The 11,696-nt window shown below is 65.2% G+C and carries 14 protein-coding genes; all 14 read left to right on the forward strand.

Annotation, left to right across the window (positions count from 1 at the left end; translation table 11 throughout):
- Positions 1–3 precede the first annotated feature (3 nt).
- The 14 genes from AC5P7R_RS14195 (at position 4) to AC5P7R_RS14260 (ending at position 11,587) form a co-directional block, all read left to right on the forward strand.
- Positions 4–561 carry a DUF3486 family protein gene (locus tag AC5P7R_RS14195; RefSeq protein WP_046428350.1) on the forward strand — a complete coding sequence of 186 codons (558 nt, stop codon included), beginning with the start codon at positions 4–6 and terminating at the stop codon, positions 559–561.
- Positions 562–2,298, forward strand: a complete 1,737-nt coding sequence (locus tag AC5P7R_RS14200; RefSeq protein ID WP_125430071.1) for a hypothetical protein — start codon at positions 562–564, stop codon at positions 2,296–2,298.
- Entirely contained in the window at positions 2,295–3,815 is a 1,521-nt protein-coding gene (locus AC5P7R_RS14205) for a DUF935 domain-containing protein (protein WP_495213951.1), read from the forward strand. The genes AC5P7R_RS14200 and AC5P7R_RS14205 overlap by 4 nt, the downstream gene beginning before the upstream one ends.
- A 3-nt stretch (positions 3,816–3,818) precedes the next feature.
- Positions 3,819–5,093, forward strand: a complete 1,275-nt coding sequence (locus tag AC5P7R_RS14210) for a phage head morphogenesis protein (protein WP_125430077.1) — start codon at positions 3,819–3,821, stop codon at positions 5,091–5,093.
- Positions 5,093–5,668 carry a phage virion morphogenesis protein gene (locus tag AC5P7R_RS14215; RefSeq protein ID WP_125430080.1) on the forward strand — a complete coding sequence of 192 codons (576 nt, stop codon included), beginning with the start codon at positions 5,093–5,095 and terminating at the stop codon, positions 5,666–5,668. Before AC5P7R_RS14210 ends, AC5P7R_RS14215 begins: the two co-directional genes overlap by 1 nt.
- A 225-nt stretch (positions 5,669–5,893) precedes the next feature.
- The gene (locus AC5P7R_RS14220) at positions 5,894–7,048 is read left to right on the forward strand and encodes a peptidase (RefSeq protein ID WP_125430083.1); all 1,155 of its coding nucleotides are present in this window, start codon (positions 5,894–5,896) and stop codon (positions 7,046–7,048) included.
- 64 nt (positions 7,049–7,112) lie between these two features.
- Positions 7,113–7,472: a capsid cement protein gene (locus tag AC5P7R_RS14225; protein ID WP_125430086.1), complete on the forward strand. Its 360-nt coding sequence runs from the start codon at positions 7,113–7,115 to the stop codon at positions 7,470–7,472.
- Between the two features lie 53 nt (positions 7,473–7,525).
- Positions 7,526–8,473: a major capsid protein gene (locus AC5P7R_RS14230; RefSeq protein WP_125430089.1), complete on the forward strand. Its 948-nt coding sequence runs from the start codon at positions 7,526–7,528 to the stop codon at positions 8,471–8,473.
- Positions 8,474–8,634: 161 nt separating this feature from the next.
- Positions 8,635–9,129 carry a hypothetical protein gene (locus AC5P7R_RS14235; RefSeq protein WP_125430092.1) on the forward strand — a complete coding sequence of 165 codons (495 nt, stop codon included), beginning with the start codon at positions 8,635–8,637 and terminating at the stop codon, positions 9,127–9,129.
- A gap of 8 nt (positions 9,130–9,137) precedes the next feature.
- Positions 9,138–9,668 carry a gp436 family protein gene (locus AC5P7R_RS14240; RefSeq protein ID WP_125430095.1) on the forward strand — a complete coding sequence of 177 codons (531 nt, stop codon included), beginning with the start codon at positions 9,138–9,140 and terminating at the stop codon, positions 9,666–9,668.
- Positions 9,665–10,144 carry a phage tail terminator protein gene (locus AC5P7R_RS14245; RefSeq protein WP_125430098.1) on the forward strand — a complete coding sequence of 160 codons (480 nt, stop codon included), beginning with the start codon at positions 9,665–9,667 and terminating at the stop codon, positions 10,142–10,144. Before AC5P7R_RS14240 ends, AC5P7R_RS14245 begins: the two co-directional genes overlap by 4 nt.
- Positions 10,141–10,302 (forward strand): DUF7210 family protein, encoded by a 162-nt coding sequence (locus tag AC5P7R_RS14250; protein WP_155029304.1) that lies wholly within the window; start codon positions 10,141–10,143, stop codon positions 10,300–10,302. Before AC5P7R_RS14245 ends, AC5P7R_RS14250 begins: the two co-directional genes overlap by 4 nt.
- Positions 10,303–10,304: 2 nt before the next feature.
- Positions 10,305–11,069, forward strand: a complete 765-nt coding sequence (locus AC5P7R_RS14255) for a phage tail tube protein (RefSeq protein ID WP_125430101.1) — start codon at positions 10,305–10,307, stop codon at positions 11,067–11,069.
- Complete coding sequence (locus tag AC5P7R_RS14260; protein ID WP_125430104.1) at positions 11,069–11,587, forward strand: DUF6631 family protein; 519 nt, start codon at positions 11,069–11,071, stop codon at positions 11,585–11,587. Before AC5P7R_RS14255 ends, AC5P7R_RS14260 begins: the two co-directional genes overlap by 1 nt.
- Positions 11,588–11,696: the final 109 nt, after the last annotated feature.

Below are 11,696 nucleotides of genomic sequence, written 5' to 3' on the forward strand. Positions count from 1 at the left end.
GCCATGCCCCCGGCCAGCAAGATCGATCAGCTTCCCCAGGACATCCGTGCCGAGCTGGACACCCGCCTGATTGCTTCCGGCTTCGGCGGGTACGTCGGGCTGGCCGAATGGCTCACGGAGAAGGGCTTCAGCATCGGCAAGAGCGCTGTTGGCGCCTATGGCCAGAAGCTGGAGCGGCGCCTTGCCGCAGTAAAAGCCAGCACCGAAGCTGCCCGCCTGATCAGTCAGGCAGCGCCTGATGATGCCGACGAACGCAGCAACGCGATTATCAGCATCGTTCAGACCGAGATCTTCGACGCGCTGCTGGCGCTGCAGGAGCTGGAAGAGGGTGACGAAGATGGGATGGATCCTGGCAAGCGCATCGCGCTCCTGGGAAAGGCGGCCAAGAACATCGCCACCCTCAGCCGTGCCAGCGTGAACCGCCACAAGTGGGCAACTGAGGTGCGGGAGAAAGCGCTTCAGGAGGCCTCGCAGCGAGTGGAGGACGCGGCGCGTGCGCGCGGCCTTGGCGCCGACGACGTTGCCTTCTGGCGGAACACCGTCCTGCAGGGAGTCGGCTGAGTGTCCGATCTGACGCCACTGCCGGATACTGAGCGCGTTCTGGATTGGGATGACCTTCCGGAGAGCGTCCGCACCATCTCGTCCAACTTCGACCCACGTGAGGCCGGCGTACTGATGGCCCACCAGTCCGAATGGATCCGGATGCAGGAAGGGCTCGATATTGCAGTATGTGAGAAGGGGCGCCGCACCGGCATCACCTTCGCGCAGGCGCTGACCGACACGATCACCGCCGCTTCCTCCAAGGAAGCCGGCGGCGACAACGTGTGGTACATGGCCGACACGAAAGAGAAAGGTCTGGAGTTCATTGGCTACGTTGCCAAGTTCGCGCCGATCATTGCGCGCGGGCAGGCATCACGTGTTGAACAGCACATCTTCCAGGACCAGGCGCCTGACGGCACAAGCCGCCAGATCCAGGCGTTCCGCGTCCGCTTCGCCAGCGGGTTCCGTGTCACCGCCCTGTCCTCGCGTCCCGAGAACATCCACGGCCTGCAGGGCGTGGTCGACCTGGACGAAGCGGCGCTCCACAAGGACGTCGCCAAGGTGCTGGAGTCGGCCACCGCACTGCTCATCTGGGGCGGTCGCATCCGGGTATGGTCAACGCACCGGGGCAAGAAGAACCCGTTCAACCAGCTGGTGCAGGACATTCGTGCAGGGCGCTACGGTGCAAAGGCGAAGGTGATCCGGATCAGCTTCGACGATGCCGTGGCCAACGGCCTCTACGAGCGGGCCTGCGCCATGCGCGGCAAGATCGCCACTCCGGATGGAAAGCGCGAGTGGTACAACGCGATCCGATCCGCCTATGGCCCGCGCAAGGCTGCCATGCGCGAGGAGCTGGACGTCATCCCCCGCGACGGCGATGGTTCGGCCATTCCTTCGGTGTGGCTGGACCGCGCAATGGCGGAGACCCGCCCGGTGCTGCGGATCGTATTCGACGACGATTTCCCCAAGCGTCCCGAGAAGGAGCGCGAGGTCTGGTGCGCATCTTGGATTGCCACGCAGCTGATGCCGGCACTCAGGGCGGCCGCCAAGGGCTTTGCGGGCCGCTGGGCGGTTGGCATGGACTTCGCCCGCCATCGTCACTTCTCGGTGATCAAGCCGGCGCGAATCGAACAGGATCTGCGCCGCGTGGTGCCGTTCCTGATCGAGCTGGCCAATGCTCCCACACGCCAGCAGGAGCAGATCCTGTGGGCGTTGCTGGACTTCCTGAAAATGGATGCTGCAGGGCGCTGGTCGTTTGCAGGGGATGCCACCGGCCCCGGCCAGACGCTGATGGAGTACACCGGCGACCGATACGGCCGTGCCGAGCTGGATAAGGAGAGCGGGCGCTACAAGGGCGGCCCCATCCACGAGGTGACGCTGTCGCGACCCTGGTACGGCGAATGGATGCCCAAGTACATCGCGCTATTCGAAGACGGCTTCATCAGCCTTCCCAGGGACGCCTCGCTGGAGGATGACCACAGGGCGGTCGAATTCGTCGATGGCATCCCGATGGTCCCCAAACTGGAGCGCAAGGATCTGCAAGATGCCGACCTGGTGCGCCACGGCGACGGCGCTATCGCTGGCGTTCTGATGCAGTTCGCGGCGCTGAATCATGTGCCCCGTGGCTCGATCGAGTTCCAGGCGACCGGGCAACGCGTGTACGTGGGCGAGGCGCTTGATGATGGAGTTGTAGCAACCACCTCCGACAGGGGCTTCGGCACCGTGTCGGGTGGCAATGATTTTGGAGGCTTCGCATGACCACCGCCCGCCCTGAACTGAACCGCGAGGTGGCCACCACTGCGGACGGAATGGACATCACCCGCGGCTACACCGGGCCACTGATGCTTCCGTTCGACAGCGTGCTGCGCAATCGCGGCGGCTACGACTTGCAGATCTACGAGCAGGTGCTTTCTGATCCCGAGGTCAAGGCGACGTTTGGCTCGCGCCAGGACTCAGTGGTCGCCTGCGAATGGCAGGTTGAGCCGGGCGGAAAGCGCGCCATTGACCGTGCAGCAGCGGATCATCTACGCGATCAGCTCCACGACATTGGCTGGGATAACGTGACCCGCAAGATGCACTTCGGTGTCTTCTATGGCTACGCCCCGGCGGAGATCATCTACAAGGCTGACGGCAACCGTATCGCGATGAGTGCGATCAAGGTGCGGAACCGTCGGCGCTTCCGATTCGGCAAGGATGGCGATCTGCGCCTGCTCACTCAGTCCCACATCGCTGAGGGTATCCCCGCGCCGGCTCCATACTTCTGGAACTACTGCGCCGGCGCCGATCATGACGATGAGCCCTACGGCCTCGGCCTGGCGCATTGGCTGTACTGGCCAGTGCTGTTCAAGCGCAATGGATTGAAGTTCTGGCTGATCTTCCTGGAGAAGTTCGGCATGCCCACGGCGGTGGGCAAGTACGACGAGAACGCCACTGCTGAAGAGCGGAACAGGCTGCTGGGCGCGACCCGCGCCATCCAGACCGACAGCGGCATCATCATGCCCAAGGCAATGGAAGTGGACTTGCTTGAGGCGGGTCGTAGCGGGACGGCGGACTACAAGGCGCTGCAGGACTACATGGACGCCACGATCCAGAAGGTCGTCCTCGGGCAGACCGCCAGCACGCAAGGCACGGCCGGAAAACTTGGCAACGACGAACTGCAGGCCGAGGTCCGCAGGGACATCATCAAGGCCGACGCCGACCTGATCTGTGAGTCCTTCACCAAAGGGCCGGCCCGTTGGCTGACGGAAATGAACTTCCCAGGTGCGGAAGTCCCGCGTGTCTATCGGGTCACTGATGAGGCTGAGGATCTTGACGCAGCGGCATCTCGTGACGAGAAGCTCTATCGCCTGGGCTATCGCCCCAAGCCCGTCTACATCGAGCAGACATATGGACCGAACTATGAGCTGATGGAGCCACCAGCCGAGCCGCAGACGCCACCGACTGCCATCGACGACGCGCGTTTCGCCGACCCGGAAAAGTCGGTCCTGGCGCTGCTCCGGCGTCACTATCCGGCGGCGTTCGCAGAAGCGGACGGCCAGCAGGTTGGGGGCATGACGGCCCAGCTCGACCGCTCAACGCGCGAAGCCGGCGCGGCGTGGGTTCAGGGGCTGCAGCAGCTGACAGATAACGCCACCTCGTTGGAGGAGCTGTACGACCAGGTCCTGGCAGCGGCGCCGGAGATGAGTCTGGAGGAGTTCGCCAACGGCGTCGCCCTTGGCCTGAGCGCCGCCCACCTGCGCGGGCGAGACGACGCACAGCGCGCCGCCGGAGGCTGATCGATGGCAACCGTGGGCTATGGCCAAGTTCCCTTTGAGCAGCAGATCGCGTTCTTCCGTCGCAAGCGCAACATCGTCACGGAAAGCTGGCTGGACGTATGGGAGTCAGAGCATGACCAAGGTTTCATGGTCGCCGGCGCCAACCGTGATGAGCTGGTGGCGGACTTTGCCACGGCGATCCGCAAGGCCATCGACGATGGAGTGACGCTGGAGCAGTTCCGTCGTGATTTCGACCGCATCGTGGCCACGCATGGCTGGGACTACAACGGTGGACGCAACTGGCGCTCCCGCGTCATCTACGAAACCAACCTGCGCCAGAGCTACAACGCGGGCCGATGGCATCAGCTGCAGGCCCTGAAGAAGTCCAGGCCGTGGTGGCGCTACCGCCACAGCGACGCAGTCGAGACGCCCCGTCCACTGCACCAGGCCTGGGACGGCATGGTTCTGCACTGTGATGATCCGTGGTGGCAGTGGTTCTTCCCGGCCAACGGCTGGGGCTGCCAGTGCTATGTCGAGGCGCTGAACGATCGTGACCTGGCACGGCTGGGTAAGGACGGTCCAGATACGGCGCCTGCGATCGAGTTTGAACAGCGCATGGTCGGGCAGCGAAGTCCTGGTGGCCCGTTCCTGGTGGAAACACCGGTGGGCGTGGATCCCGGTTTCGGCTATGCCCCCGGCCGCAGTCTGGACGGTTGGCCGATCCGCAGGGGCGGGCCACAGACGCCTCCTGCACTTGGCAGCGGTATCGAGGAAGCGCTACAGGCTGCGCTGCGCCGAAATGTGCGCCTGCCGGCCGCGCCAGCAGCGCGTACCGCTGCTCAGGTGCTGGAGCGCCCCCGTGCGCTGGACGCGCTGCAGGCCGGCCTAAGCGAATGGCGCGCGGCTGCAGCAGCTGGTCGCGCGCATTCGAGCCAGTATCTCGTTGGCGCGCTCCATGTCAGTGCGGTCGATGCTCTGTCGAGCAAGGCGGCCGCACTGGGGGCGGCCGCGATCGCCGTTGAGGCCGCCGAGGTATTGGACCGGGTGCCGGCGGCATACCTTCCATCGCTGGCGAACGCGCTGCGATCGCCATTCGCTCTTCTGTATGACGCCGCGAGCAGCATCGTGCGCTTCGTGCTTCAAGGTGATCGGCGGCAGCGCCTAGTCGTTGACGTTCGGGTCCAAGGAAGCGCCGCCATGCCCAACCTGATCCAGGATGCCAGCGTGGTTTCGTCGGTGGATCTTCGTCGCCTGGTCGACCGTGGAAGCTGGCAGCTGATCCAGGGCGAGATTCCCTAATGGCCGCGCGCGTCGAGATCACCAAGGACACGGCAGGTCCTGCGCTTCGCAGCGCGGCCAAGGGCCTGCGCAACGATGCACTGCAGCCGATGCTTGAGGACATCGGCGAGTACCTCCTGCGTTCAACGCGGGACCGAGCAGCACGCCAGGTGTCACCGGACGGCGCGCCTTGGGCGCCGCTCTCCCCAGGCTATCGACGCCAGAAGGAGCGCAAGCGTCCTGGCGTTCCGATGCTCCGCTTTGATTTCCATATGCTCGGCGACCAGCTCGCGCATCAGGTGGTAGGCGACACGCTGCTGGTCGGCACCAACGCGCCCTACGGGGCTGTTCACCAGTTCGGCGCGACGATCAATCGCCCTGCGCGATCCACGCAGGTGTACTTCCGGCAGGGCCGCGACGGCGAAGTCGGTACGCAGTTCGTGAAGCGCCGACAATCCAACTTCGCTCAGTGGGTCACCCTGCCTGCGTACACCATCGGTATTCCCGCACGCCCCTGGCTCGGCCTGTCCAACGAGGACGAGCAAGAGGTCGTCCTCATTGCCTCCGATCACGTGGCAGGGTTGTTTTCCGAGTAAGCGCGACAGCGCGCCGCTGCGCCCGATGGTGCGCTGAGTGGCACGGTGGTGCATCGCTCAGGTGCCGCAAGTGTCAGACACCGCTTTCTGCGCGATCCTTTCCACATCGAACGCACCTCTGCCAGCGTGCGTATCGAAGCTGCCAAAACTCGCACGCGCGCGACGCTCGAAAAGCTGTGAACCCGTGCAAATGACCTGACGCGATCGCGACAGGAACATGGCGGCATGAACCAGCCCGCCGCAGCTCTCGAAATCTTCAAGGCAGGAACGCACGTCGCCGAGGACGGTCGCTCCTTTACGTTCAGCGAAGCCGACGTTCAGCAGATCGCGCAGACCTATAGCGTCGACCTGCATGAGGCACCGATCGTTGTCGGCCATCCCAAGGCGGATCTGCCGGCATACGGTTGGGGTAAATCCCTGGAGTGTCGCGACGGCGTGCTGTTCGCAGAGCCGCACCAGGTCGACCCCGATTTCGCCGGCATGGTCAACAAGGGTCGTTTCAAGAAGATCAGCGCATCGATCTTCCTTCCCGACACGCCTGGCAATCCGACGCCCGGCAAGTTCTACCTGCGGCACATCGGCTTCCTGGGCGCACAGCCGCCGGCAGTGAAGGGGCTGAAGTCCGCGTCCTTCTCCGAAGGCGAAGAGGCGGTCTGCTTCTCGCAGCCGCTCGCCCGCTTGGGCTGGACCCTGAGCAGCTTGCTGCAGTCGATGCGCGATTACCTCATCGACCGAGACGGGCTGGAAACAGCCGACAAGCTCATCCCGCAATGGCAGATCCGCGAGGTCACGGAAAGCACGCGTGATCCGGATGAGCGTGTGGGAGCACCCTCGACCGCTTTCGCGGAACCCACCGATGAACGAACAACGGAGATTCAAATGTCCCAGCAGAACCAGGAACAGATCGCCCAGCGCCAGCAGGAACTGGACAACCAGACTGCCGCCCTGGATGCACGTGAGAAGGCACTGGCCGCCCGTGAGGCGGTTGCGCGTCGCGAAGACGCCACCAACTTTGCCGAGGGCCTGGTCAACGACGGCAAGCTGTTGCCGCGACAGAAGGCCGGTGTCGTTGAGCTGCTGTTGGCCCTCCCTGTGGGCGGCCAGCCGCTGAATTTTGCCGAGGGCGAAACCCAGGTTTCCAAGCCCGCCGAAGCGGTCCTGCGCGAGCTGCTTTCCAGCCTACCCAAGACGATGGACTTCAGCGAGAAATCCGGCGGCGGTTTGCCCGACACGTCGGCGCCCGCCGATTTCGCCACGCCGGGTGGTGGCCTGCAGGTCGATGCCGCCGGCATGGAGCTGCACCGCAAGGCAGTCGCCTACCAGCAGACCAACCCAGGCGTGAAGTACCTGGACGCGGTGAAGGCCGTCGGCGGTCGTTGATCGCCAACGACAACCAGTCACCACCCAGACCATTCGCAGCTACAGGCGCCAGGAGCGCACGACCATGACCCAGAAGATTGCTCTGCTTTCCCTCTCCATCGCCGCCACGGCCGCACTGGCTGCCGAGCGCTTCGTCGGCGCGGGCGGCGCCTATGCCACCGCCGGCGGCAACACTTTCGGCGTGACGGCCACCGAAGCCAAGGTCGGCGAGCTGGTCAACACCGACGTGCTGGGCACGGCGGTCGCCACCGCCGGCGGTGTGATCGCGAAGAACGCCTACGTCCAGGTCGGCAGTGACGGCAAGGCGGTTACCCGTACCACTGGCGTCGCCGTCGCACAGGCGCTGCAGGGTGCCGCTGCGGATGGCGATCGCATTGAGGTGCTGCTGATCCAGAACGCCCCCAGCGCGGCCCCGGCCGGCTAAGCGGCACGCCGCAGCGCGAAGCCCATCCCTCGTCGAATTCAAGAGACCCTGTCATGACCCAGCAAACCACTGCCCAGTCCCGCGTCATCGATCCCATTCTCACCACCCATGCGCAGGGCTACCTGCGGCCGGGCAACGTGGGCCGCTTCCTGTTCCCGATCGCCACGGTGCGCTCCTACGGCGGCCAGATTCTGGAGTTCGGCAAGGAGAGCTTCCGCCGCTACAACACCAAGCGTGCCCCCGGCTCGGCGACCAAGCGCATCACCTTCGGCTACGCCGGCAAGCCCTATGCCATCACACCGGCTGGCCTGGAGGCGCTGGTGCCGGACGAAAACCAGAACGACGCTGCCCAGGTACCAGGTCTGGACTTGGCCAGTGACGCGGTCGACGTCGTCCTCGACACCCACGAACTGGCCCACGAGTACGAATGCGCCGAGCTGGCCCGCGACGCCACCAAGTACGACAACGACCACAAGATCACGCTGGTCGGCGCGGATGCCTGGACGGGCGATGGCAGTGATCCGACCCAGGATATCGGCAAGGCCAAGAACGCCGTGCGTGGCTCGATCGGCGTGCGCCCGAATACCGTCCTGCTGTCGGCGTCGTCCTTCGCCGCTCTGGAATCCAACAAGTCGATCATCGACCGGCTGAAGTACACCGGTCGCGACTCGGTCACGGCGGAGCTGCTGGCCAAGCTGTGGAACGTGCAGAACGTGTACGTGGGCGAGGCAGTGGGTGCGAGCGGCCAGGACGATGATCTCAGCGACGTCTGGGGCAATGACGTGATCGTGGCCTACGTGGCTCCGCCGACCGGTGGCAACAGTCGCAGCAACGCGCGCCCGAGCTATGGCTACACCTACTCGATCACCGGCATGCCGTTGGTCCGCAAGCCGTATCGCGACGAGAACGCCCGCTCCTGGGTGTACCCGGTGGACGCTGATCGCGTGCCGGTGATGAGCGGCATGCTCGCCGGCTACCTGATCCAGGGTGCTGGCGCCTAAAGCACAACCGGCCGCTGGCGACAGGAACGTCGCCAGCGCTGCCTACGCCACACCAAGAGCGGCGGCGGCACCAGGCGAACGCGGGCCTGGCAGTGCGGAGCACAGCGAACCATGCGTGACAGCCGGAGAGCACGGCACCACACCTATTCGGAGACCCCGTCGTGGCCAAGCCCCGCACCGCGCCGTCCAGCGCACCCAAGACCGACCAGGACAGCAAGCCGGCCGCCGCGCCGGCCGTCACTGAAGAGAAGCCCGCAGAGACCGCCACGACGCAGCTGGATACTCCAGCCAATGCCGATTCCGGTGTCGATGGCGACGCTGCCGCAGCGTCGAGCTTGGGCGCCGGTCCGGCGCTGGAGCCGGCCGAGAACGATCAGGCTCTTCACGCCGGCGGCGATGCCTCCGCATCTGCGCCGCCAGCCACCCCTGAAGCCAGTGGCGTGGTCGATGCCGCTTCTGGTCCTGGCGCCGACGTGAATTCGCACGACGACGATGCGCCGGCGCGCGTCTGTTTCGAGGTGCTGGCTCCATTCAAGTTCCGGGGCAGCGTCCTGAAGCCGCCAGCCTGGATCGAAATCTCCGAGGACGACGCGGCGATCTACCAGGCCGCCGGCGTGCTCGGCACCGATCCGGCCGAACCCTTCGACCACGTCTGAAGGCCGCCATGTCCTACTGCACGCTGCCCCTGCTGTCCGCCGCAAAACTCGCCAGGGAACTGGCCGAGGTGGCCACCCCGGAGCGCTTCCGCATCGTCGATGAGGCGCTGATGGACGCCACGCTTCTTGGTGGCGACCGCAGTGCCTACGATCCTGCAGACATTGCGATCGCCGACCAGGCAGCAGTGCACGTGCAGCGCGCCCTGGACGACGCCGACGGCGTAATCAATGGCTACCTGGCCGTGCGCAAGCCGGTACCCTACACCGTACCGCTCAACCCGGTGCCGACGATCGTCCCGACCTGGGCACGCTGGATCGCCCGCTACCTGCTGCACAAGGATCGGGTCAACACCGAGGACCGGACGGACCCGGTGGTACGCGACTACAAGGAAGCGTTGCGCTTTCTGGAGCTGACCAGGGACGGCAAGTTCTCGCTCGGCGTTGATGATCCGCTTCCGCCTCCCAGCAGCGGCTCGCCTGAGTGGTGCGCGCCGGCGCGACAGTTCACCCACGCCACGCTGGAGGACTACGGCAAGTGAGCGCCGCGCCCTTCGACGTCGAGCTGGTCCGCGAGCGGCTGGTGGCGGCCAAGCTGCTGGAGAACCAAACGCTGCGGTCTATCAAAGGCGCGGCGGACTACCACGCCGTGCAGTCGCTCCAGGACTTCCCGGTGCCGTGCGCCTACCTGGTGTTGGCCCGAGAAAAGGCGGTCTCGCAACAGCAGGGCGTCGCTCCTCCGGGTCAGCAGGTACCGAGCAGCCAAATTGCCTACGCCAGCTTTGCCGTCGTGGTCGCAGCCCGGAACTACCGCGATCAGCGCGGCGAGCAGGTCACCCAGGATCTGCAGGCAGTGCTCGCCGCCATTCGGGGAGCGTTGATTGGCTGGGTTCCGGAACTGCCGGGCGCGCGTGCCTGCCAGTTCGTCCAGGGCGACATGCAGGACTACAACGCCAGCATCGCGCTGTGGGCCGACATCTATCAAACGCAGCACATCATCAAAGGAGCAGCGCGGTGAACGAAGCACCCGTCCAGAAGCTGGTCGAGGTCACCCTCGACAAGCCCCATACCCATGCCGGCGTGCAGTACGACGCCAAGGCCAAGATCAAGGTGTCCGAAGCCGATCGCGAGTGGTTGATCGCGAATCGCGTGGTCGCCGATACGAAGGAGAAGTGACGATGTCCGGTACCGGTTCCCTTTTCTCGCTGCAGGGCTACATCCGCAGCGCCGACGTCCAGCCCGATGGCAAGATCGGCAAGCTGCGCTGGCTCGGCAACGTTCCCGAAGCCACCCTGGAACTGTCGACCAACAGCACCGACAAGACCGACTCGTTCTCCGGCAAGCGCCTGCAGCTCGGCCGGCTGGATACCGGCACGACTGCCGCGCTGAACCTGACGCTGGACTACTGGTCGTCTGCCAACCTCGCACTCGGGTTCCAGGCGACGGTTGCGGATATCGCCGCAGCCACTGTAACCGGTGAAGTGTTCCCGACAGGCTTGGTCGTCGGTGACCAGGTCCGCCTGGATCATCCGTTCGCCTCCAACCTGGTCATCACCGACAGCGCGGCCACCCCGGTCACGGTTCCTGCCGCGAACTATGAGCTGGTTGGCCACAGCAAGGGCGTGGTCGAGATCAAGACCCTCGGCAGCTTCCAGCAGCCGTTCAAGGCGGCCTATGGCTATGAAGGCGTGGAGAACACGGTCCTGTTCTCCGCACCAGGCAAGGTGCAGTTCCTGCAGTTCGACGGTATCAACACCGAGACCGGCGATGCCGTGGTCATCGAACTGTGGCGCTCGCGTTTCGCGCCGGTGCAATCGCTGGGCTTGATCAACCAGGAGTACGGCAACCTGGCATTGTCGGCCGCCATCCTGTTCGACCCGGCGCGGGCCACTGACCCGTTGCTGGGTGGTTTCGGTCGCCTGCTGCAGAAGAAGGCTGCCTGATGGCCAAGAAGGTCGAGGCCCCGGATAAGAAGGGAGCGCCCAAGACGGGCGCTCCCGACGACCTGGCCATCCTGCACCCGGAGAGCATGGCGGTGATCGGTGGGCGCGAGATCACCGTCCGTGAGTACGGCTTCGTCGAGGCCGCACGTCTGGATCGCCACATCCGTCCGCTGGTCGAGGGGCTGCACCGCGTCTTCGGCGACGCGTCCGTCATCCCGAGCATGGAAGCGGTGGCCGAGGTTTTGGCCAGCAACATCGATGACGTGCTGGTGCTGATCGCCGCAGCGACGGACCAGGACAAGGACTGGATCAGCGGCCTCAGCTACCGCGACGGCGAGCAGCTGCAGCTGCTGTGGTGGCAGGTGAATGGCCATTTTTTCATCGAACGCCTGATGCGAAAGGCAGCGGCCGAGCGGCTGGCAAGGTCATTGGCTGGGCCCGGCTCTACTCAACCCTCATCCGCGCGGGGTACGGACGAACCCCCGCCGACATCGGGCGATACACCCAGCGGCAGCTGATGCTCTTCCTGCGGGAAGAGGACAGGCGCAGCCGCAGGGAGCGCCGCGCCAGGCTGCACGACATCAACGCCGCATTCGCTGGCGGCGCCGTAGCCAAGGATCTATCCAA

It is taken from the genome of Stenotrophomonas sp. YJH_SMC_27 (assembly GCF_059369815.1).

What these genes read in the sequence shown, in the direction of transcription:
- AC5P7R_RS14195 (WP_046428350.1), top strand. Translation starts at nt 4, where the DNA reads ATGCCCCCGGCCAGCAAGATCGATCAGCTTCCCCAGGACATCCGTGCC.
- AC5P7R_RS14205 (WP_495213951.1), top strand. Translation starts at nt 2,295, where the DNA reads ATGACCACCGCCCGCCCTGAACTGAACCGCGAGGTGGCCACCACTGCG.
- AC5P7R_RS14210 (WP_125430077.1), top strand. Translation starts at nt 3,819, where the DNA reads ATGGCAACCGTGGGCTATGGCCAAGTTCCCTTTGAGCAGCAGATCGCG.
- AC5P7R_RS14215 (WP_125430080.1), top strand. Translation starts at nt 5,093, where the DNA reads ATGGCCGCGCGCGTCGAGATCACCAAGGACACGGCAGGTCCTGCGCTT.
- AC5P7R_RS14220 (WP_125430083.1), top strand. Translation starts at nt 5,894, where the DNA reads ATGAACCAGCCCGCCGCAGCTCTCGAAATCTTCAAGGCAGGAACGCAC.
- AC5P7R_RS14225 (WP_125430086.1), top strand. Translation starts at nt 7,113, where the DNA reads ATGACCCAGAAGATTGCTCTGCTTTCCCTCTCCATCGCCGCCACGGCC.
- AC5P7R_RS14230 (WP_125430089.1), top strand. Translation starts at nt 7,526, where the DNA reads ATGACCCAGCAAACCACTGCCCAGTCCCGCGTCATCGATCCCATTCTC.
- AC5P7R_RS14240 (WP_125430095.1), top strand. Translation starts at nt 9,138, where the DNA reads ATGTCCTACTGCACGCTGCCCCTGCTGTCCGCCGCAAAACTCGCCAGG.
- AC5P7R_RS14255 (WP_125430101.1), top strand. Translation starts at nt 10,305, where the DNA reads ATGTCCGGTACCGGTTCCCTTTTCTCGCTGCAGGGCTACATCCGCAGC.
- AC5P7R_RS14260 (WP_125430104.1), top strand. Translation starts at nt 11,069, where the DNA reads ATGGCCAAGAAGGTCGAGGCCCCGGATAAGAAGGGAGCGCCCAAGACG.